This is a genomic window from Thermocatellispora tengchongensis, assembly GCF_014202315.1.
In the GTDB taxonomy this organism is placed as follows: Bacteria; Actinomycetota; Actinomycetes; order Streptosporangiales; family Streptosporangiaceae; genus Thermocatellispora; species Thermocatellispora tengchongensis.
The window spans coordinates 369,898-391,590 of sequence record NZ_JACHGN010000007.1; the positions used below are offsets into that span (position 1 = coordinate 369,898).

Here is a 21,693-nt window from a genome sequence, read left to right on the forward strand (position 1 = left end):
AAGGGCCCACGTCACCAGGGAAAGGGCTCCCGGGGGAGGATTCGAACCTCCGTTGACAGAACCAAAATCTGTAGTCTTGCCCCTAGACGACCCGGGATAGACGGACTTTCCGAGCATTATCCGGTTTTTCCGGGTCCCGCCAGTCCGATCTCCAGGATACCGACCCAGCCCCTTCCCCGCGCGCCGATACACGACCTCACACTCGACGAGTACGGCACAGAACGCCCCTGCTCCAGGCCAAGGGCAGGGCCAGGACAGGCAGCAGGGCCGCAGGAGAACGGCAGAAGGCCCGCCACGCCGCCGCAGCCCCACGCAGCCCACACCGGCCCTCACAGCCCCGGGCAGCCCCCGCACACGGGCCACGACGCCGGTTCACAGGCGGAGCCAGGGCATCCACCACAGCGGGCGACGGCCGCAAAGGCGGGAAGGACACCACCGGCCGCGAGTGCTGAGCGCACGGAACAGGTGAGGCAGAACCGGGCCGGCGCCGACAGGCCAGGGAAACATGCAGCCGGGGCTCCGGCGAACACGGCCGGGAGTCCGCAGATGCGGCGGGCCAGGGCCCGGAACGTGCAGACGGCGCTGGGGCCACGCACACACCGGTGCTGGGGCGAAGGTCAGGCGGCCCCCGAAGTCGGGGTCGGCCCGCGGAAAGGGGAACGCCAGAGAGGGCAGAGGGTTGGGCCGGGACCAGTGAGACGGGGTAACGGGCGGCGGCATCAGTGGAGGAACGCGCAACCCTGGAGGAACGCGCAACCCTGGGGCTGGGGCGCCGAGAGCCACGGGGTCGTGGCTCGCGCGGGTGCTCTTCGCTCTCACGCTCGGCGCGGTGCTCGGCGTGCGCCCGGCGCGGTGCTCGGCGTGCGCCCGGCGCGGTGCTCGACGCGCGCCCGGCGCGGTGCTCGACGCACGCCCGGCGCGGGGCTCGACGCACGCCCGGCGCGGGGCTCGACGCACGCTCGCCGCGGGGCTCGACGCACGCTCGCCGCGGTGCTCCGCGCACGCTCGGCGCGACTCGTGGCGTCCGGCGCGGCACAGGCGCCCGGCACATGGCGCCCGGCACGGTGACCCGGCACACCAGGCCGGCACGGTGACCCGGCACACCAGGATCGCCATGCCGCTGTCGCTGCTCCTGATCGGCGCGGCCCGGCTCGCGCGCGGGCTGCGCGCGGGCGGGCCGACCTGCCGTACCGGCCCCTGCAGTGGCTCGAATCGGCCGCCCACCTCAGCGGGCCGAGGACCGCGCACAGGCGGATCGGGGCGAGGGAGTGGTGAGCCGGGGGCTCCGGAGCGAACAAGCACGAGAACCCCGAGCCGCGCTCGGAGGGTCGCCGACGACGGGCGGTGTGCTGTGCCGCTGGGCGACGGGCGGTGTGCATGCGCCGGGGACCCCGCACCGAGGGACGGCCGATCACGTGCCGCCCTCGGCATGTGGCGGGCGCAGCGGCGCTGGGCGGTGAGGGCTTGGGCAAAGCGGGCAGCGGCAGGCCCCGCACGGCGGGCGGCATGCTACCGCTGCGCGATGGGCGGTGCCCATGCACCGGGCGACCCCGCACCGAAAGCGGCCGGTCATCGCGCCACCCTCGGCACGCGGCGGCCAGTGGGTGGTGAGGGCTTGGGCAAAGCGGGTAGGTGGTGACTCCGCGCGGCGGGCTGTCTTCTTTGCTGCTTCAGCGAGTGGGTAGTGGGGGCTTGGGCGCGGGTCGTGTCTGGACTGAGGAGCGGCGGGAGCGAAGCGACCAGAGCGACGAGGGAAGACACGACCCTGCAAAGCGCCCAAGCCCGCCCGCGCGGAGCGCGGGCCATGAGCACGCCCCGCCCGCGCGGAGCGTGGGCCATGAGCACGCCCCGCCCGTGCGGAGCGCGGGCCATGGGCAGGAACTGGGGTGGGTGGTGGTTCGTTGGAGGAGGTGGAGCTTTGATGTCGGGGCCTTTGGCCAGTTTCTCCTCATCTACCAGCAGTTTGCCGTCCGTGGCTGCCTTAGGGGTTCCTTACTTACGGTTCCGTAGGTTACGGTGGCGTAGCCAGGACATCTTCGTCCATCCGTGCGCGAGAGGTAGCCCATGACCGTTGTCGCCGAGCGCTCGCCCAGTGCGGGCCCCAATCCACAGCCGAAGCCCGATATCGACCCGGAGCGTAAGACGCGGGGCGAGCTCGTCACCTTCGGGGTCGTGGTCGCGGCGCCGTTGATCGCCATTGCCGCGGCGGTTCCGTTCGCGTGGGGGTGGGGGCTCGGGTGGTCCGACGTTCTCATCGCCGTGGTCTTCTACGTGGTGTCGGGTCTGGGGGTGACGGTGGGGCTGCACCGTCACTTCACGCACGGCTCGTTCAAGGCCAAGCGGCCGCTGCGGATCGCGCTGGGCATCGCCGGGAGCCTGTCGCTGGAGATGTCGGTGCTCGACTGGGTGGCCACCCACCGCAAGCACCACAAGTTCTCCGACAAGGAGGGCGACCCGCACTCGCCGTGGCGGTTCGGCTCGGGGTTCCGGGCGCTGTCCAAGGGGCTGCTGTACGCGCACATGGGCTGGCTGTTCGAGGCCGAGCGCACCAACCGCGAGAAGTACGCGCCCGACCTGGTCAAGGACCCCGACGTGCAGAAGCTGCACGCCTGGTTCCCGGTGCTGGCGATCACCTCGGTGGCGCTGCCCGCGGTGCTCGGGGGGTTGCTGACCTGGTCGCTGTGGGGCGCGGTGACCGGGTTCTTCTGGGGGTCGCTGGTCCGCATCGGGCTGCTGCACCACGTGACCTGGTCGATCAACTCCATCTGCCACGTGTTCGGCGAGGAGGACTTCGAGGTGCGCGACAAGTCGCGCAACGTGTGGTGGCTGGCGATCCCGTCCTTCGGGGAGTCCTGGCACAATCTGCACCACTCCGATCCGACGTGCGCCCGGCACGGGGTGCTCAAGGGCCAGATCGACCTGAGCGCGGGGCTGATCCGCTGGTTCGAGAAGGCCGGCTGGGCGAGCGACGTACGCTGGCCGAACCCCGAGCGTCTGGCCGCCAGGCGCGTCGAGCGTCCCACCGCTGTCTGAAGGCGGAGCCGATCCGGCGCGCCCCGGTCCGTCGCGCGATGGCCAGACGGACCGGATGCCCGCCACTCCTACGTATGCGGGCATTATGAATTCTGTGAGCGAACCCCGACCCCGTAAACGCATGACCGGCAAGGAGCGCAGGGAGCAACTGATCGAGATCAGCCGGGCCCTGTTCGCCGAGAAGGGGTTCGACGGCACTTCGATCGAGGAGATCGCGGCCAGCGCCCTGGTCTCCAAGCCGGTGGTCTACGAGCACTTCGGCGGCAAGGAGGGCATCTACGCGGTGGTCGTGGACCGCGAGATGCAAAAGCTGCTCGGCATGGTCACCGAGGCGCTGTCGGCCTCTCACGCGCTGGTCAAGCTGGAGCGCGCGGCGCTCGCCCTGCTCCAGTACATCGAGGAGAGCAGCGAGGGCTTCCGCATCCTCGTACGCGACTCGCACGCCGCGTCCGGCACCGGCACCTTCGCCAGCCTGATCAGCGAGATCGCCAGCCAGGTGGAGGACGTGCTCGCCGACGAGTTCAGCGACCGCGGCTATGACCCCAAGCTGGCCCCCATGTACGCCCAGATGCTCGTCGGCATGGTCGCCCTGACCGGCCAGTGGTGGCTGGACGTGCGCCGGCCCAAGCGCGAGGAGGTCGCCGCGCACGTGGTGAACCTCGCCTGGAACGGCCTGACCGGGCTCGACCCCTATCCGTCGCTGACGGCCGCCTCGCGCGGCCTCGCCCCGCGTACGGCCCCGCGTCCCGTCCCCACCGAGCGGCGCCTGCGCGAGCAGGAGAAGGAGCTCAAGGAGCAGGAGAAGGAGCTGCGCGAGGCCGAGAAGCAGCGCGAGCGGGAGCTGCGCGAGCAGGAGAAGCTGCGCCGCGAGCAGGAGAAGCAGCGTGAACGCGAGCTGAAGGAGCAGGAGAAGCTGCGCGAGCGGGAGCTGCGCGAGCAGGAGAAGCTGCGCCGCGAGCAGGAGAAGCAGCGCGAGCGCGAGCTGAAGGAGCAGGAGAAGCTGCGCGCCCGCGAGGAGCGCCTGGCCGAGCGGGCCGCCGCGATCCAGGCGCGCCTGGCCGAGCGCGGCATTCTGGACGCCCGGGAGTGACGGGCGCGGCGACCGAAACCCGGGCACGCGGGCATCCCTTTATCGGCGCGCTCACCAGCGGATCACGAGCCGGATAACCCGATCAGACGCCAATCGTTCACCGTCCAGTCATCTTTCGTACACTGTATTTAACCAGGTCAGCCATGGAAGCCGACCAGACTGGACGAGTCGGGTACCTACTCACCTACATTAGGGCATATGTCCGCCGAGATCGCGAATTCCGCCCCCGAAGTACGCCAGGACGAGCTACCACTGCCGCAAGAGCGGTTCCTAAACCGCGAGGAGAGCTGGCTCCATTTCAACCAGCGCGTGCTGGAGATGGCCGAAGATCCGGCCATCCCGCTTCTGGAACGGGTGCGGTTTCTCGCGATCTTCGCCAGCAACCTGGACGAGTTCTTCCGGGTCCGGGTCGCGGGGCTGAAGCGGCGGATGGCGACGGGTTTGCTGCTGCGGACCAAGAGCGGGCTCAAGCCGCGCGAGGAGCTGGCCAGGATCGCCTCGATCGCCGACGCGCTGGCGCGGCGGCACTCGGCCTGCTTCCACGACCAGGTGTGCCCGCAGCTCGCGGCCGAGGGCATCGAGATCGTGCGCTGGGAGGATCTCGGCCGTGACGAGCGCACCGAGATGCGCAAGCTGTTCCGCGAGCGCATCCGGCCGGTGCTGACCCCGCTGGCGGTGGACCCCGCGCACCCGTTCCCCTACATCTCCGGCCTGTCGCTGAACCTGGCCGTGATCGTGCGCAACCCGGCCACCGGCCAGACCGTCTTCGCCCGGGTGAAGGTGCCCAGTCAGCTCCCCCGGTTCGTGGCGGCCTCCAAGGACCGTTTCGTGCCCATGGAGGACGTGATCGCGGCCCACCTCGGCCAGCTCTTCAAGGGCATGGAGATCGTTCAGCACCACGTCTTCCGGGTCACCCGGAACGAGGACCTGGAGGTGGACGAGGACGTCACCGAGAACCTGATGCAGGCGCTGGAGCGCGAGCTGCTCAAGCGGCGCTTCGGCCCGCCGGTGCGGCTGGAGGTCGAGGAGACCATCACCCCCGAGGTGCTGGAGCTCCTGGTGGACGAGCTGGGCGTGGCCGAGCACGAGATCTACCGCCTGCCCGGCCCGCTCGACCTGACCGGGCTGCACGCCATCGCCGACCTGGACCGCGGCGAGCTGAGCTACCGCCCGTTCGTGCCGGCCGAGGCCGTGCACGCCGAGGACGACCTGTTCACGGTGCTGCGCGAGCGCGATGTGCTGCTGCACCACCCCTACGACTCCTTCGCCACCAGCGTGCAGCGCTTCATCGAGGACGCCGCCGCCGACCCGAACGTGCTGGCGATCAAGCAGACCCTCTACCGGACCAGCGGCGACTCCCCCATCGTGGACGCGCTGATCGACGCGGCCGAGGCGGGCAAGCAGGTCGTGGTCGTGGTGGAGATCAAGGCGCGCTTCGACGAGCACGCCAACATCTCCTGGGCGCGCAAGCTGGAGCGGGCGGGCTGCCACGTCGTGTACGGCGTGGTGGGCCTGAAGACGCACTGCAAGCTGGCCCTGGTCGTACGCCAGGAGCCCTCGGGCGAGCTGCGCCGCTACTGCCACATCGGCACCGGCAACTACAACCCCAAGACCGCCCGCCTGTACGAGGACGTCGGCCTGCTCACCTCCGACCCGCTGGTGGGCGAGGACGTCACCGACCTGTTCATCCACCTGACCGGCTACAGCAACCACTCGGCGTACCGGCGGCTGCTGGTCGCGCCGCACTCGATGCGCGGCGGCCTGGTGGCCAGGATCGAGCGCGAGATCGCGCACCAGGAGGCCGGACGCCCGGCCCGCATCCGGATCAAGACCAACTCCCTGGTGGACGAGCCGATCATCGACGCGCTCTACCGGGCCTCGCGCGCCGGCGTGCCGATCGACCTGTGGGTACGCGGCGTCTGCACCCTCCGTCCGGGCATTCCGGGTTTGTCGGAGACGATTAGGGTCAGAAGCGTGCTCGGGAGGTTCCTTGAGCACTCGCGCATCTACGAGTTCGGCGGCGGCCGGCGTCCCGAGGTGTGGATCGGCAGCGCCGACCTCATGCGCCGCAACCTGGACCGGCGGGTCGAGGCCCTGGTGAGGGTCACCAGCCCGCAGCACAAGGCGTACCTGTCGGAGCTGCTCGACCTGTGCATGGCCGAGACCACCAGCACGTGGTGGCTGGGCTCCGACGGCACCTGGACCCGCCACCACCGTACGGAGGGCGGGGAGGGCCTGCTCGACCTGCAGACCCATCTCATCGGTACGCGCCGGTGGAGGACGGTTGATGACTGAGCTGGAGGTACAGCCGACCGACATGATCCGCGCGGCCGGCGCGGTCGTGTGGCGGGGCGACGAGAGCAACCCCGAGGTCGCGCTGGTGCATCGCCCCCGCTACGACGACTGGAGCTTCCCCAAGGGCAAGCTCAAGGCGGGGGAGCACGTGATCGCGGGGGCGATCCGCGAGGTGTGCGAGGAGACCGGCATCACGCCGCTGCTCGGCCGCGCGCTGCCCCCGATCCACTACCTGAAGAACGGGCGGCTCAAGCGGGTGGACTACTGGGCCGCCCGCGCGGTGCCGGGCCCCGGCTTCGAGGTCTCCGACGAGGTGGACGAGGTCGTCTGGCTGCCGGTGGACGAGGCGCGGCGGCGCCTGACGTACGAGTGGGACGCGGGGCTGTTACGCGGCCTGCGCGAAGTCCCGCTCGACACCACCCCCCTGATCTTCGTACGACACGCGCTGGCGGGCTCCCGGCAGGACTGGAAGGGCGACGACGACGAACGCCCTCTGGAGGACGCCGGATACGTCCAGGCCGCCGCACTGGCGGTCACCCTGGCCGCGTACCGGCCGGCCCGGCTGATCAGCTCGCCGAGCAAGCGCTGCATGCAGACCCTCAAGCCGTACGCGCTGCGGTCGGGGCTGCCCATCGCCAAGGACCGGCTGCTCACCGAGACCGGCTACGACCACGCCCGCGCCCTGGAGCTGGCGCTGAGCGTGCTCGACGAGGGCAGGCCGGCGGTGATCTGCAGCCACGGCAAGGTCCTGGACGACCTCATCGCCGCGGTCTGCGAGCGGCGGTACCACTCGCCCTCCCTGAGCCGCACCATGGACGCCCACCTCCGCAAGGGCGCCTTCGCGGTGCTGCACCACGCGGGAGGCCGCGTGATCACCGCCGAACGCTACATCGTCTGATCTCTCACTCCAGCGGCCCGCTACCCCAGCAGCTTGGCGGCGGCGGCCGTCGTGCGCTCCCACACCCGGGGGAACTTCTCGTGGGCGCGCTCGGCCGTCGCCCGCTCCATGCCGAGCAGCACGCCGTAGGTGAAGGTGTCCTCACCGGCGGTCCTGGCCGCCTGCGCCTCCTTCTTCAGCAGCTCCTGCGCCACCACGCCGTCCTGGTACAGGCCCAGGGTCTCCTGCACCGACTCGGCCAGCGCGGCCAGCTCGCCCATGCCCAGGGCCTCGGCGGTGTAGCGCGCCCGCTTGGCGGCCTTGCGCACGTCGTGCATGGCCAGCTCGCGCTCCTCCTCGGTCTCCTTGGCCTGGGCCCGGTCGTAGGCCGTGGTCACCCGGGCCCACTCGCGCGCCGCGACCGCGCCAAGCACCTCCTCGGCCGGCTTGCGGGCCAGCTTGGTCAGCGGGGGCGCGGCGAGCAGCGCGTCCAGGGCGTCCAGCAGCGCGAAGTAGCGCTCGGAGCCGAGCGTCTCGCCGATCATGACGTACGCCTGCCGCTCGCGGGCCTCCAGGTCGGCCCCGAGCCGCTGCCGCACCGGGCCCGAGATCAGCTCGGGGCTAAGGGAGCCGAGCTGCCGGTCGTACCTGGCCCGGATGACCTCCAGGTCGCGGGCCTCGCCCAGGTCGTTGCCGAGCCACTGCAGCTCGGCCTGGAGCTCCTCGGTGCCGGAGATGATCGTCTTGAACGCCTTCAGCGCGCTGCGCATCCTGCGGCAGGCGACCCGCATCTGGTGCACGGCGTCGTCGCCGGCGCGGCGTACGCGCGGGTCCTGTGCGAGCAGCGCCGTGACCTGGGCGGACAGGTACTTCAGCACGACCTCGCCGGCCGAGCCGGGCCGTGTGGAGGCGACCTCGGGGACCGGCGCCCGCGCGGGGCGGGCGGCGCCCTCGGTGTCGGCCTCGGCCGCGGCGAGCAGCCGGGCCAGCTTGTTCGCCGAGCCCGCCGGCGTGGCCCCGGCCTTGCGCAGCCGCTTGCCGACGCGGCGCAGCAGCTCGCGGGCGCTCTCGTCGTCCTCGTCGCCGCCGACCAGCTCGGCCTCGATCTCGCGCCAGCGCTCGACGTGGGGCTGCTCGCCGTACACGGTGCCCTTGACCCGGTCGTCGGCCACCTCGACCAGGGTCTCGCCGCCGGGCCCGAGCAGGAGGGTCACGCTGCGCTTGGTGTCGAGCTCGGCCACCGGCTCCAGGTCGGCGCCGCGGGTGTAGGCGCGCACCAGCTCGGCCAGCTCCGGCGGCACCACCTTGATGCTCCGGGTGAGGGGGTGGGTGATCTCCTGGCGCACGCCCTTGGCCTTGGGCAGCTTCAGGTGCCAGCCGGGGTCGGCGCCGCCCCTGCGACGGCGCAGGGTGATGCCCCGCGCGGCCAGGCGCAGGTCGGGGGTGTCGAAGTAGATGGCGACGAGCTGGTGGGTCTTCGGCCCTACTACTTGCGCGCAACCTCGTATGCCGGTCAGTTCGGGAATCTCGTACTCGACCGGCACGTCGAACTTGTCCTCGATCTCGATGGCCATAACACCCCACACTTATCGCCCGGTAGCGGTTTTGTGGCCATCATGCCATCGGAAGGTTAACAAACACCCTCTGGTGCTTCTGTCCGCTTTTCTAGGCGGTCTTCACCGCCACGACGAAGATCCGCCGGAACGGAAACGCCGTCCCGTACGCCCGTCGCGGATACGCCTTCTCCAGCGCCGCCGCACAGTCGGCCAGAAACGCGTCACGGGCGTCGTCGTCGCCGCCGAGCCGGTCCAGCATCGGCCGCAACGCGGTGCCCTGGACCCATCCAAGCACGGCGTTCTCACCGGGCAGCACGTGGACGTAGGTCGTCTCCCAGGCGTCCACCCGGACGCCGGGGCCGGCGAGCAGATCCAGGTAGCCGGCGGCGTCGTCCACGGGGTGCTCGTCGCGGGCCAGGTCGCCGAGGCGGTCGCGCCAGGTGGTGCGGCACAGCTCGCGCACCAGGGTGTGGCTGGGCGCGCCGAAGTTGCCCGGCACCTGGAAGGCCAGCACGCCGCCCGGGGCGAGCGCGTCGAGCCAGCGCGGCAGCAGCTCGCGGTGCTCGGGCACCCACTGCAGCACCGCGTTGGACACCAGCACGTCGATGGGCAGGCCCTCGGGGGCGGGCAGCTCGTCGCGCGCGTCGCGCACCTCGAAGGCCAGTCGCTCGCCCGGCCGTGCCTTGGCGATCATGGCCGGGGAGGAGTCGAAGCCGCGCACGAGCGCCTGGGGCCAGCGCCGGGCCAGCTCGGCGGTCAGTTCGCCGCTGCCGCAGCCCGCGTCCACGACATAATGGGGGTCGCGCGCGGGCACGCGGGCGACCAGCTCGAAGAACGGCCGCGACCGCTCGTCCGCGTACCGGCCGTAGACCTCTGGGTCCCAGATATCTCTTGACATCAAGACAACTGATACCGAGCCAAGTATCTTGATGTCAAGACAGATACACTCGGCGCATGAGGCAGCACGACGAGCCCGATGAGAAGGACCCCGACGAGAAGGAAGTCGACGAGGTCGACCGGCTGGTGGCCGCGTGGCGGCAGGAGCGTCCCGACCTGGACGTCGAGCCGCTCCAGGTGCTCAGCCGGGTCTCGCGGCTCTCGCGCCACCTTGAGCGGGCCAGGCGGGCCGCCTTCGCCGAACACGACCTGGAGCCGTGGGAGTTCGACGTGCTCACCACGCTGCGCCGCGCCGGCGAGCCGTACGAGCTGAGCCCCGGCGCGCTGCTGCGCGCCACCCTGGTCACCTCGGGCACCATGACCAACCGGATCGACCGCCTGGCCGCCGCCGGGCTGGTGCGCCGCCGCCCCGACCCCGAAGACCGCCGCGGCGTGCTGGTCTCGCTCACCGACGCCGGACGCACCCGCGTGGACGCCGCCTTCGCCGACCTGCTGCGCCGCGAGCACGACCTGCTCGCGGGCCTGCCGCCGGAGTCGCGGCAGACCCTCGCCTCGCTGCTGCGGACCCTGCTGACCCCCTTCGACAGCCCGTCCTGAACCCGGCCTCAGTCGCCCAGGCGCTCGGCGAGGTCCAGCCAGGCGGCCTCGACCGTCTCCTTCTCGGCCAGGACCTCCTTCAGCTCGGCGTCGAGCGCGGCCAGCCGCTCGTAGTCGCTCGCCGCGCCGGCCATGGCGGTGTGCAGCTCGGCCTCGCGCTCGCCGAGGCGGTCCAGGCGCCGCTCGTACCTGGCCAGCTCCTTGCGCAGCTCGCGCTCCTCGCGCGCCGACAACCCCGCGGCCGGGGCGGCGGCCGGGGCCGGAGCTGCGGGAGACGGAGACGCGGCGGCGGATGCGGCCCGCGCGGTCACCGCGGTGCCGGCCGCGCGCCGCTCCAGGTACTCGTCCACCCCGCCGGGCAGCAGCGACAGCCTGCCGTCGCCGAGCAGCGCGACCGAGCGATCGGCCACCCGCTCCAGGAAGTAGCGGTCGTGGCTGACCACGATCAGCGTGCCCGGCCAGCCGTCGAGCAGGTCCTCCAGCTCGTTGAGCGTCTCGATGTCCAGGTCGTTGGTCGGCTCGTCGAGCAGCAGCACGTTCGGGTCGTCCATGAGCAGGCGCAGCAGTTGCAGCCGCCGCCTCTCGCCGCCGGACAGGTCGCCGACGACCTTCCACTGCGCCTCGCCGCGGAAGCCGAGGCGCTCCAGAAGCTGCCCGGCCGTCCACTCGCGCTTGCCGACCTTGACGAACTTCCGGACCTCCTCGACCACCTCCAGCACCCGGCGCGTGGGGTCGAGCTCGGCCAGCTCCTGCGACAGGTGCGCCAGGCGGACGGTACGCCCGCGCACGACCCGGCCCGAGTCGGGCTCGACCGTGCCGGCCAGCAGCCGCAGCACCGTGGACTTGCCCGAGCCGTTCACCCCGATCAGCCCGATCCGGTCGCCCGGCCCGAACTGCCAGGTGCACCGGTCGAGCACCAGCGGCCCCGCCCCGGGACCGCCGGCGTGCAGGGTGACGTCCTCCAGGTCGTAGACGGTCTTGCCGAGCCGCGCCGAGGCGAACTTCACCAGCTCCACCTCATCGCGCGGCGGCGGCTCGTCGGCGATCAGCGCCTGCGCGGCCTCGATGCGGAACTTGGGCTTGCTGGTACGCGCCGGCGGCCCGCGCCGCAGCCAGGCGATCTCCTTGCGCATCAGGTTCTGCCTGCGCTCCTCGGCCGCCGCCGCGATGCGCGCCCGCTCGGCCTTGGCCAGCACGTACGCCGCGTAGCCGCCCTCGTAGCGCTCCACCCGGCCGTCCACGACCTCCCAGGTGCGGGTGGACACCGCGTCCAGGAACCACCGGTCGTGCGTCACCACCAGCAGCGCCGACTTGCGCCCCGCGAGGTGCCGGGCCAGCCAGTCGATGGCCTCGATGTCGAGGTGGTTGGTCGGCTCGTCCAGGATGATCAGGTCGTGCTCGCCGATGAGCAGGCGGGCCAGCGCGGTGCGCCTGCGCTCGCCGCCCGACAGCGCCCCGGCCTGGGCCGACAGGTCGATGCCGCCGAGCAGGCTGGAAATGATCTCGCGAATGGCCTGGTCGCCGGCCCACTCGTGCGCGGCCATGCCGCCGAGCACGGCCTCTTCGACCGTGGCCCGGGGGTCGAGGTCGTCGGCCTGCGCCAGCACGCCGACCCGCAGCCCGCGGTTGTGCGTCACCCGCCCGGCGTCGGGCTTGAGAGTGCCGGCGATCACCGAGATGAGCGTCGTCTTGCCGCCGCCGTTGCGCCCGACGACGCCGATCCGGTCACCCGCGGCGATCCCGAGCGAGACCTCGCTCAGCAACGGCTTGGGCCCGTAGGCGTGCGACACCGACTCCAGATTGACCAGGTTCATCGTGTTCCAAGGGTATCCGCCGCGCGCACCCCTACGGTGCGGCCGCGACGACCGCGGCCCCGGGCACGTCGCCGTACGCGGTCAGGGCCGCGCGGCACACCCCCGCGGCCTCCAGTCCGGCCGCCAGGGCCGCCGCCTCGGCCGCGGAGCCGGTCAGGAACGCGCAGGTGGGCCCGGAGCCGGAGACGATCGCGCCGAGCGCGCCGCGCTCGCGGCCGGCGGCGAGCACCCCGGCCAGGCCGGGCATCAGCGCGAGCGCGGCGGGCTGCAGGTCGTTGGCCAGCTCCCGCCCCAGGGCGGCGGCGTCGCCGGCGCGCAGCGCCTCCATCAGCGCCGCGTTGGCCCGGGGCGGCCCGGCCGTGACCCCGGCCTCGGCGCGCAGCCGGTCGCACGTGGCGTACACCTCGGCGGTGGACAGCCCGCCCTCGGCCAGTGCGAACACCCAGTGGAAGCGCCCGCCGACCTCGGCGGGCGCCAGCCGCTCGCCCCGCCCGGTGCCCACGGCGGTGCCGCCGAGCAGGGCGAACGGCACGTCGCTGCCGATGTCGCCGCCGATCTCCATCAGCTCCTCGCGGGTGAGCCCGAGCCCCCACAGCTCGTTGCACGCCACCAGCGCGCCGGCCGCGTCGGCGCTGCCCCCGGCCATGCCCCCCGCGACCGGGATGGCCTTGCGGATCTGCAGATCGGCGCCGTACGCCCGCCCGGCGTGCGCCGCGAGCGCCCGCGCCGCCCGCACCGCCAGGTTGCCGCCGTCGAGCGGCACCTGGTCGGCGGACAGCCCGGTGACCCGCACGGAGTAGGCCCCGGGCTCCACCGGCTCGGCCGCGGTCACGTCGTCGTAGAGCGAGACCGCGTGGAAGACGTTGACCAGGTCGTGGAACCCGTCGGCCCGCGGCGGCCCCACGGCCAGCCGCACGTTCACCTTCGCGGGCACCCGCACGGTCACCGCACCGCCGGCGGCGACCGGAAGACCGGTCACATCAATCACGGGTCACGATCGTAACGAACCCCTGACAAGCTGTTGCCCGCTCTCGGCGTCCACCACGTCCTCCACGGCGGGACGTCTGGGCTCCAGGCCGGGCCGTACGGCGCCTCGGTAGCGCGAGGAGTAGTGCTGCGACGCCTCGAAATCGGTCCTCTTGACCACGTCGCCGGTCTGCGGCGCGTGGATCATGACGCCGTCGCCGACGTTCACGCCCACGTGGTCGGGATCGCCGGTGGGCTTGCCGAAGAAGACCAGGTCGCCGGGGCGCAGCTTGGCCTTGGGAATCCTGCGGCCCTGCTTGAACTGGGTGCCGGTGTAGTGCCCGAGCTTCACGCCCGCCTGCGCCCAGGCGTACAGGGTGAGCCCGGAGCAGTCGAACCCGACGGTATTCCGGCCCCGCCCGATGCCGCGCGTGGGCCCCTCGGCGTCGCCGCCGCCCCAGGAGAACGGCGTGCCGATCATGGCGGTCGCGGCCGACAGCGCGAGCTGCCCCCGCCTGCGCTGCTCCGCCTTCCGCTGCGACCGCACGCCGGCGTCGGGGCGCGCGGCCTCGCCCTCCCAGCCGGGGACGCCCGGCAGGAAGGACTCGACGTCGTCGTCGAGCGGCGACGTGCCGTACGGCTGCGGATCGAGCAGCGGCGGGTCGAACGGCACCGCGTCAGGCCCCGTCTCGAACGGCGGCGGACCGAACGGCGGCGTGCCGAACGGCGGCGGGTCGGGCGGCGCCGTCACGTCGTACGGGCCGGTCGTCTCGGGCCACGGGCCCGGCCAGGGCCCGTCGCCGGGCGGAGGCAGGAGCGATGCGAGCAGCGCGATCAGTCCCGCCGCGAGACCCGGAGGCATCGCCCACCTCCTCCCTCCACCACGCGGGGGGAGGGGGGACGCCTACGAACCGGCCACCGAATATCCGGAGAGATCATCATGCGGCGGGTGATACCCCATGATCCCGCTGATCATGAGTAAAGCGACATTCGTTAGAACAGCCCGAAAACCACCGCAAACAGCATTAAGCCTTTCGGTTTTCCGCGATCCGAGCGAACTCCTCGATCGTCAACTGTTCGCCCCGGGCGGCGGGCGAAACCCCCGCCCCGCGCAGCGCCTCCTCCGCGAGCGCGGCGCTCCCGGCCCAGCCCGCCAGCGCCGCCCGCAGCGTCTTTCTGCGCTGGGCGAACGCCGCGTCGATCACGGCGAAGACCTCCTCGCGGGAGGCCGAGGTGGCGGGCGGCTCGCGCCGGGTCAGCGACACCAGTCCGGAATCGACGTTGGGCGCGGGCCAGAACACCGTACGGCCGACGGGACCGGCCCGGCGGACCTCGGCGTACCAGGCGGCCTTCACCGACGGCACGCCGTACACCTTGGAGCCCGGCGTGGCCGCCAGCCGGTCGGCGACCTCGGCCTGCACCATGACCAGCCCGGTGCGCAGCGAGGGCAGCACCTCCAGCAGCCGCAGCACCACCGGCACCGCAACGTTGTACGGCAGGTTCGCCACCAGCGCCGTCGGTGCCCGCCCCGCCGCGCGCAGCTCCTCGGGCGGCACCCGCAGCGCGTCGGCGGCCACCACGGTCAGCCGCCCGGCCAGCTCCGGCGCGTGCTCGGCCACCGTCAGCGGGAGCTGCCCGGCCAGCACCGGGTCGATCTCCACCGCGATCACGTGCGCCGCCTCGGGCAGCAGCGCCAGCGTGAGCGAGCCGAGACCGGGCCCCACCTCGATCACGACGTCGTCGGGCGCGAGCGAGGCCGCCCGGACGATGCGGCGCACGGTGCCACCGTCGATCACGAAGTTCTGGCCCAGCCGCTTCGTCGGTCGAAGATCCAACTTGTGGGCCAAAATACGTATTTCCGCGGGCCCCAGCAGGCTCACAATAGTTCCCCCTAAGTCATCCAACCGAGTGTCTCGCACCGAACACCATGTGATGGAGCCCAGGTCTCGACGGGCACCGGGACCTGCACGAGAGGATCCAGTGTGGATAACGTTGCCATACGGGGGAGCGGCGGCATCGATGGGAACTCCCCACCTGGAGCGAGCGCGATCATGAGCACGGAACACCCTGGTGCGGAGCGCCTGCGGCCCACCGACCCCGACACGATCGGGCCGTACCGGCTGCTGGGGCGGCTCGGCGAGGGCGGCATGGGCACGGTGTACCTGGCGCTCGCCCCGACCGGGCGGGCCGTGGCGGTCAAGGTGGTCAAGCCCGAGTTCGCCGTCGTGGACGGCTTCACCGCGCGCTTCCACGCCGAGGTGGACAACGCCCGCCGGGTCGCCTCCTTCTGCACGGCCCAGGTGCTCGACAACGGCAACGACGATTCCGGCCTGCCGTACATGGTGACGGAGTACATCGCGGGCACGCCGCTGTCGCGGCAGATCAGCCAGTACGGCGCCCTGGAGCCGGGCCCGCTGCACGGCGTGGCCCTCGGCGTCGCCGCGGCGCTGGCCGCGATCCACGTCGCCGGGCTGGTCCACCGCGACCTGAAGCCGGCCAACGTGATCCTGTCCATGTCCGGCCCGCGCGTGATCGACTTCGGCATCTCCCGGGCCCTGGACCGCACCCAGGGCTTCACCATGTCCGGCGAGCTGATCGGCAGCCCCGGCTGGTGGGCCCCGGAGCAGGTCCGCGGCCTGGAGATCACCCCCGCGGCCGACGTGTTCGCCTGGGGCTGCCTGGTCGCCTACGCGGGCAACGGCCGCCACCCCTTCGGCCGCGGCGACGCGATCACCATGGCCTCCCGGGTCCTCCACAGCGCCCCCGACCTGGGCGCCCTGCCCGCCCCGCTGAACGAGCTGGCCCGCGCGGCGACCGCGATGGACCCCTACCAGCGCCCGACCGCCCAGGACCTGCTGCTGGCCCTCGTGGGCGGCGGCATCCCCACCCCCACCCGCCCGGCCGATCCGGCTCCGGAGAACCCGCCGACCCTCATCGCCACCGACCTGCTGGCCGAGTCCTGGCAGCCGCCCGCCAACGTGGCCCCCGACGCCACCCAGACCCTGAGCGCCCTCGGCGTCCCCGAGACCACCGCGGCGCCCCCCGAGACCGCCACGCCCGCCCCCACGCCCGCTCCCGCACCCGTCTCCGAGCGCGACGAGAGCGAGATCACCCAGCCCGGCCTGCGCGCCCCCACCGGCCCCTCCGTCCTCCCCCCGCGGCCCGACGACACCGGCCCCGGCAACGGGACGGCCCCGCCCAGCACGCAGGAGGACGTCCAGGGCCGCCTGGTGGAGCAGGCCCTGGCGGCGAGCGCCCGGCCCGCGGAGACCACCCCCGCCCCCGGCACAACGGACGGACGGCAGCCGGCGCCCCCGTCAACGGTGCCGCCATCCACAGTGCCCCCGTCCACCGTGCCCCCGTCCACAGTGCCGCCATCCACCGTGCCCCCGTCCACGCCGCAGGCTCCCGTGACGCCGGTGGCGGCGCCCGCCCCGCCCCCCGGGAAGGGCGGCGCCGGCCGCCGCTGGCTCATCGCGGCGCTCGCGGTCGTCGCGGCCCTGGTGGTCACGGCCGTGGTCCTGGTCAGCATCAACTCCGGCACCGGCGGCAGGGTGACGCCCACCTCGGGCGGACAGGGCGACGGCGACGCGGTCACCGACATCGGCCGCCGGATTCCCACCGGCTCCTACATCGAGGACCCGCAACTGATCGTCTCCGCCGCGCCCGCGTGCGGCCTGGGCGAGTACCAGGGCGCCACGCCGTCCCGGGGGCAGTTCTGCACGGTCAGGTGGACCATGCTGAACCCGGGCGGCGAGCTGGTGGCCCTGTCGCGCACGCCGCTGTCCGCCGTGGACGACCGCGGCGCGCGGCAGGCCGCGCACACCTCCTCCACGCCGCTGCCGGCCGCGCTCGCGCCCGGCGCCAAGGTGGACGGCGTGCTGGTGTTCGACCTGCCGCCGGGCCGCAAACCGGCCCGGCTGGTGGGCAAGGTGATCGAGGGCGGCCCGGACATCGAGGTGCGGCTGTCATGATCGTGCGCATGACCCCGATGCGGGCGGTCCTGGCCGCCGCCCTCCTGCTCCTGCCGACGGCCGCGTACCAGGCGTACCAGGTGTATCGGGCGGACCACGCGGGCCGGGCGGAGGCGGCCGCGGCCTGTGCCGCGACCCCCCTCCGCACCGACTTCGACGGCGACGGGGCGGACGACTTCGTCACCGGCGACCCCTTCGCCGACGTGGACGGCCTGCCGGGCGCGGGCGCGGTGCACCTGGTCAGCGGACGCGCCCTGACCCCCGTCGGCGCCCCCGACCCGGCCGCGGGCGACGCGTTCGGCTGGTCGGTCGCGCTGGCCCAGCTCGACGGCGACGGCTGCGCCGACCTGCTGGTGGGCGCGCCGTACGCGGACGTGGACGGCCGTACCGACGCGGGCGCGGTCTACGTCCTGTACGGCGGCGCGGAGCGCAACGTCCGCATCGTCGCCCCTGAGCCGCAGCAGGACGCCCACTTCGGCTGGTCCCTGGCGGCGAGCCCCGACGACGGCGGCGTGGTGGCGATCGGCGCCCCGTACGAGGAGGACGACCAGGTCAGGGACGCCGGCGCGGTCTACCTGTTCCGCGGGAACGACACCAGCACGCTGACCCGCATCAGCCAGGAGAGCGAGGGCGTCACTGGCAACAGCGAGACCGGCGACATGTTCGGCTGGTCCCTGGCCCTGGGCAGGCTGGCGGGCGCCGCCGACGGCGTGGACCTCGCGGTCGGCAGCCCGTACGAGAACAACGACGGCACCGGCCGCCAGAACGTCGAGGGCATGCTCGACACCGGCGGCCTGAACGTCGTCCACGACCCGACGCGGGCCGAGGGCGGCAGGTACACCGGCGGCAAGTGGGAGCTGAAGGACCTGGTGGACACGTCGGTCGCGGGCGAGGCCCCCGGCGACCGCTTCGGCTACGCCCTGGCGTACGCGGCCGGCAGCCTGGCCGTGAGCGCCCCGCTGGCCGACGTACGCGGCGTCAAGGACGCCGGGCTGGTCCACGTGCTGCGCAGCGACGGCTTCCGCGCCCTCGCCAAGGGCACCACCCTCTACCAGGACGCCGAGGGTGTGGAGGGCGACGCCGCCGCGACCGACGCCTTCGGCTTCTCCCTGGCCATGGGCGCCGGCGAGACGCCGGACGACGTGCGCCTGGCGGTGGGCATCCCGTTCGACGCCCCCGAGCAGAAGGGCGCCGTCCAGTTGATCCCCCTGGCGAACCCCGGCGAGGACCGGCTGCTGACCTCCGCCTCCGCCACCCCGAACGAGCACTTCGGCTGGTCGGTGGCCTTCAGCGGCAACCGCCTGCTGGCCGGCATCCCCGACGCCCCCAAGGGCGGCGCCGTGGGGGTCCTGGGGCGGGTGGAGGGCGCCTTCACCCTGCTGACCCCGACGCCGGCCGGCGCGGGCGGCACCACGACCGACACGGGCGTCAGCCTCAGCGGGTGACCGGGCCGATCACCGACGCCACCACCCTGCGCACGGCCGCGTCGTCCGGCTGGGTGCTTTCCCGGCCGGCGAACAGCAGGTGCCCGGACCCGACCAGCATGAGCGCCAGGGTCTCGACGTCGGCGTCGGCCGCGACGCGGCCGAGATCCCGTTCGGCGGCGAGGTAGCCGGCGATCATGTCGGTGGCCTCCGCCAGGACCGGGACGCCGACCGGCCTGGTCTGACGCAGCCGCGCGCGCAGGCCGTCGCGGAAGGTGATGAGGCTGACGATCGCCAGGGCGACCGACCCGAACACCTCCGTCAGCGCCTGGGTGAGGTTGCCGGCGACGGTGCCCGTTCCGGCCGACTCGCGCAGCGCGGTGGCCTGGGCCTCCATCCGGGCGATGCCGTCGAGCACCAGTTCGGCGAGGAAGGCGTCGAAGTCGTCGAAGTACCGGTGCAGGACGCCCTTGGCGACGCCCGCCTCGGTGGTGACCGCCCGGCTGGTCAGCGCGTCGGGCCCGTCACGGAGCAGGACACGTTCGGCGGCCTGGAACAGGTGCTCGCGCGGGTCGCGCAGGTGTACGCCTGTGGGCACCGTGCGTCCCTCCATTCCTCGCTCGGCGAAACCGGGTTACCAGTGGGCGCTTGCCCACTAAAGTGGGCACATGCCCACTATACCGTCGGATCGATCAGTTCCTCCTCCGAGCGAGCCGCACAAGGCCAGGCAGATCGCCGAGTCCTTCGGTGTGGACGCCGAACGCTACGACCGGGCCCGGCCCCCCTACCCCGACGCCATGGTGGCGCGGATCATCGCCGCCAGCCCCGGCCCCGACGTCCTCGACGTCGGCTGCGGCACCGGCATCGAGGCCCGGCAGTTCCAGGCGGCCGGGTGCACGGTGCTCGGCGTCGAGCCCGACGCCCGGATGGCCGACTTCGCGCGGCGCACCGGGGTCGAGGTCGAGGTGGCGACGTTCGAGTCCTGGGAGCCCGCGGGCCGGGTGTTCGACGCGGTCATCGCGGGCACGGCCTGGCACTGGGTCGATCCGGTCGCCGGCGCGGCCAAGGCGGCGCGGGTGCTGCGCCCGGGTGGCCGGCTGGCGGCGTTCTGGCACGTGCCCGAGCCCCCGTACGCCGTGTCCGACGCCCTCGCCACGGCCTTCCGGCGGGTGATGCCCGACTCGCCGTTCACGTTCGCCGTCCAGGCGGTGGGCGATGACCGCACGCCTGCCGCGGACCTGTACCAGCCGCTGCTCACCAAGGCCGTCGACGGAATCCGGGAGGCGGGCGGCTTCGGCGAGCCGGAGCAGTGGCGGTTCGACTGGCAGCGGTCCTACACCCGTGACGAGTGGCTGGACCAGTTGCCCACCACCGGCGCGCTCACCCGGCTCCCGCAGGACAAGCTGGAGGAGGTGCTGAGCGGCGTGGGCGCGGCCATCGACGCGCTCGGGGGCGACATCACGGTGGAGTACGCGACCATGGTGGTCACCGCGGCCCGGCCCGGCCCCTGACCCGTGACGGCGATCACTGCCAACTGAGGGCGGTCACCCCGGAAGGGGGCGGGAGGATCTTGATGACCTCCCCCTCCTCGGGGAAGCGGTTCAGGCCCGGCCTGACGCGCTCGCCGTCGCGGAGGGTGATCTCCTGCTCGCTGAGCACATCGCGTACGGTGGCGCCGGTGGTGGTGGCCCGCATGCGCACCTTGTCACGCATGACGACCACGCTGCGCCGGGTGCGGACGGTGAGGTCCATGCCGGCCAGGGGCAGCATCTGGGTGGTGGGCGCGGACAGGGCTCCGGCCCGGTCCCGCAGGCCCAGCTCGTCCAGGGCCTCGCCCACGTTGTTGGCGGTCACCCACTGGGTGCTGCGCTCGCCGTCCAGCGTCAGCCGGATCGGCCGGGCGTGGCGGACCACGATCCTGGAGCCGTCGCCGATCCGGGTCTCGGCGGCCGGGTGGAGGTAGTCGCCCGCGCCGACCTTGACCCCGGCGGAGGTGAGGGCTTCGTCCACGGTGGTGGCGAAGCCGCGCATGCGCCTCAGCTCGCCATCGACGATGAGCTCGACCTCGGCGGCGGCGCTGACCACGGTGACCGCGATGACCGCGACGACCGCGATCACACCCCCGGCGACCCAGCCCAGGCGGTCGCGGATCGCACCGGCCGCCGGGGGCCTGCGGCGCCTTCCGCGCCGCCGCCTGCGTAGCGTCTGCGACACGTACGTCCTCCGGTGACTCGACCGGTGCCGAACGTAACGCGGCGCGCTCGACCACTACAAGTGACTGGACGGTTCCGTGGCGTTACACTTCCTTACCAGGGGCCGAAGATCTTCTCGCCGTTGGCGCCGATGGCCGCGGCCAGGGCCTCGGGTTGCATCGACTTGACCTCGGCCAGGCACCGCAGCGTGAGCGGGATGAGGTACGGCGCGTTGGGCTTGCCGCGGTGGGGCGTGGGCGGCAGGTACGGCGCGTCGGTCTCGACCAGCATCAGCTCGGGCGGCGCCACCCGCGCGGCCTCGCGCAGGTAGCCGGCGTTCTTGTACGTCACCGGGCCGGAGAACGACATGAAATAGCCGGCATCGACGCACCGCTTGGCCATCTCGGCGTCGCCGGAGTAGCTGTGGAAGATCACCACATCCGGCGCGCCCTCCTCCGCCAGCACCCGCAGCACGTCGTCGTGGGCCTCGCGGTCGTGGATGACCAGCGCCCGCCCGGTGCGCTTGGCGATCTCGATGTGCGCGCGGAAGCTGGCGTGCTGGTCGTCCTTGGCCGCCCAGTCGCGGTAGTAGTCGAGCCCGGTCTCGCCCACCGCGCGCACCCGCGGCTCGCGGGCCAGCTCCTCGATCTCGGCCAGGACCTCCGGCGTGGCCGCGTGGGCGTCGTTGGGGTGGATGGCCACCGCGGCGTACACGTCGGGGTGCCGGGCCGCGACATCGGCGCCCCAGCGCGAGGACGCCAGGTCATAGCCGACCGTGACCAGGCGCGTCACCCCGACCGACCGGGCCGCCGCCACGATGCCCTCGACCGACGCCGCCGCGGCCTGCGCCGCGGTGGCGACCGGATCTTCGGGGGCGGCGGGGCGGCTGCCCACCATGATGTCGAGGTGGCAGTGGCTGTCGAACACTTCGGCGCCCAGCGGCTCGGGGGGCGCCGGCGGGACTTTACTCATATGCCT

17 protein-coding genes and 1 tRNA gene are annotated in these 21,693 nt (G+C 72.9%); 8 read left to right on the forward strand and 10 right to left on the reverse strand.

The genetic code is table 11. The features are described from left to right. Positions 1-26: 26 nt before the first annotated feature. A tRNA-Gln gene (locus tag HNP84_RS18875) sits at positions 27-97 on the reverse strand. Positions 98-2,064: 1,967 nt separating this feature from the next. Between HNP84_RS18875 and HNP84_RS18880 the strand changes: the two genes are divergently transcribed. The 4 genes from HNP84_RS18880 to HNP84_RS18895 all read left to right on the forward strand — a co-directional run bounded on the left by HNP84_RS18880 (position 2,065) and on the right by HNP84_RS18895 (position 7,316). Continuing rightward, positions 2,065-3,033, forward strand: coding sequence for an acyl-CoA desaturase (locus HNP84_RS18880; RefSeq protein WP_185051037.1), 969 nt, complete (start codon positions 2,065-2,067; stop codon positions 3,031-3,033). 85 nt (positions 3,034-3,118) lie between these two features. Next, complete coding sequence (locus HNP84_RS18885; protein WP_221336406.1) at positions 3,119-4,123, forward strand: TetR/AcrR family transcriptional regulator; 1,005 nt, start codon at positions 3,119-3,121, stop codon at positions 4,121-4,123. Positions 4,124-4,321: 198 nt separating this feature from the next. After that, a complete protein-coding gene (locus HNP84_RS18890; RefSeq protein WP_185051038.1) occupies positions 4,322-6,418 on the forward strand; it encodes an RNA degradosome polyphosphate kinase in 2,097 nt (698 codons plus the stop codon). After that, the gene (locus HNP84_RS18895; RefSeq protein WP_185051039.1) at positions 6,411-7,316 is read left to right on the forward strand and encodes an NUDIX hydrolase; all 906 of its coding nucleotides are present in this window, start codon (positions 6,411-6,413) and stop codon (positions 7,314-7,316) included. Before HNP84_RS18890 ends, HNP84_RS18895 begins: the two co-directional genes overlap by 8 nt. A gap of 20 nt (positions 7,317-7,336) precedes the next feature. Here the strand turns inward: HNP84_RS18895 and HNP84_RS18900 are convergent, their stop codons facing one another. Both HNP84_RS18900 and HNP84_RS18905 read right to left on the reverse strand, forming a co-directional pair. Continuing rightward, entirely contained in the window at positions 7,337-8,869 is a 1,533-nt protein-coding gene (locus HNP84_RS18900) for a CYTH and CHAD domain-containing protein (protein ID WP_185051040.1), read from the reverse strand. Between the two features lie 91 nt (positions 8,870-8,960). Next, a complete protein-coding gene (locus tag HNP84_RS18905) occupies positions 8,961-9,749 on the reverse strand; it encodes a trans-aconitate 2-methyltransferase (RefSeq protein WP_185051041.1) in 789 nt (262 codons plus the stop codon). A 56-nt stretch (positions 9,750-9,805) separates the two neighbouring features. Here HNP84_RS18905 and HNP84_RS18910 point away from each other — a divergent pair, with 56 nt between their 5' ends. After that, positions 9,806-10,345 (forward strand): MarR family winged helix-turn-helix transcriptional regulator, encoded by a 540-nt coding sequence (locus tag HNP84_RS18910; protein WP_185051042.1) that lies wholly within the window; start codon positions 9,806-9,808, stop codon positions 10,343-10,345. Positions 10,346-10,353: 8 nt separating this feature from the next. On the opposite strand, the gene HNP84_RS18915 is transcribed toward HNP84_RS18910, so the two are convergent. The 4 genes from HNP84_RS18915 to rsmA form a co-directional block, all read right to left on the reverse strand. Next, positions 10,354-12,159 (reverse strand): ABC-F family ATP-binding cassette domain-containing protein, encoded by a 1,806-nt coding sequence (locus tag HNP84_RS18915; RefSeq protein ID WP_185051043.1) that lies wholly within the window; start codon positions 12,157-12,159, stop codon positions 10,354-10,356. A 31-nt stretch (positions 12,160-12,190) separates the two neighbouring features. Further along, entirely contained in the window at positions 12,191-13,138 is a 948-nt protein-coding gene (locus HNP84_RS18920) for a 4-(cytidine 5'-diphospho)-2-C-methyl-D-erythritol kinase (RefSeq protein WP_376771924.1), read from the reverse strand. A gap of 12 nt (positions 13,139-13,150) precedes the next feature. Next, positions 13,151-13,987, reverse strand: coding sequence for an NlpC/P60 family protein (locus tag HNP84_RS18925; protein WP_185051044.1), 837 nt, complete (start codon positions 13,985-13,987; stop codon positions 13,151-13,153). 163 nt (positions 13,988-14,150) lie between these two features. Next, positions 14,151-14,960 (reverse strand): 16S rRNA (adenine(1518)-N(6)/adenine(1519)-N(6))-dimethyltransferase RsmA, encoded by an 810-nt coding sequence (rsmA, locus tag HNP84_RS18930; RefSeq protein ID WP_376771918.1) that lies wholly within the window; start codon positions 14,958-14,960, stop codon positions 14,151-14,153. A 216-nt stretch (positions 14,961-15,176) separates the two neighbouring features. Between rsmA and HNP84_RS18935 the strand changes: the two genes are divergently transcribed. After that, entirely contained in the window at positions 15,177-17,099 is a 1,923-nt protein-coding gene (locus tag HNP84_RS18935; RefSeq protein WP_185051046.1) for a serine/threonine-protein kinase, read from the forward strand. Continuing rightward, positions 17,096-18,544, forward strand: coding sequence for an FG-GAP repeat protein (locus HNP84_RS18940; protein ID WP_185051047.1), 1,449 nt, complete (start codon positions 17,096-17,098; stop codon positions 18,542-18,544). Before HNP84_RS18935 ends, HNP84_RS18940 begins: the two co-directional genes overlap by 4 nt. On the opposite strand, the gene HNP84_RS18945 is transcribed toward HNP84_RS18940, so the two are convergent. Beyond that, positions 18,534-19,121, reverse strand: coding sequence for a TetR/AcrR family transcriptional regulator (locus HNP84_RS18945; protein WP_185051048.1), 588 nt, complete (start codon positions 19,119-19,121; stop codon positions 18,534-18,536). The genes HNP84_RS18940 and HNP84_RS18945 overlap by 11 nt on opposite strands. A 70-nt stretch (positions 19,122-19,191) precedes the next feature. Between HNP84_RS18945 and HNP84_RS18950 the strand changes: the two genes are divergently transcribed. After that, positions 19,192-20,034: a class I SAM-dependent methyltransferase gene (locus HNP84_RS18950; RefSeq protein ID WP_185051049.1), complete on the forward strand. Its 843-nt coding sequence runs from the start codon at positions 19,192-19,194 to the stop codon at positions 20,032-20,034. Between the two features lie 13 nt (positions 20,035-20,047). Here the strand turns inward: HNP84_RS18950 and HNP84_RS18955 are convergent, their stop codons facing one another. Both HNP84_RS18955 and HNP84_RS18960 read right to left on the reverse strand, forming a co-directional pair. Then, entirely contained in the window at positions 20,048-20,737 is a 690-nt protein-coding gene (locus tag HNP84_RS18955; RefSeq protein WP_185051050.1) for a ubiquitin-like domain-containing protein, read from the reverse strand. Between the two features lie 92 nt (positions 20,738-20,829). Continuing rightward, positions 20,830-21,687, reverse strand: coding sequence for a TatD family hydrolase (locus tag HNP84_RS18960; RefSeq protein ID WP_185051051.1), 858 nt, complete (start codon positions 21,685-21,687; stop codon positions 20,830-20,832). Positions 21,688-21,693 lie beyond the last annotated feature (6 nt).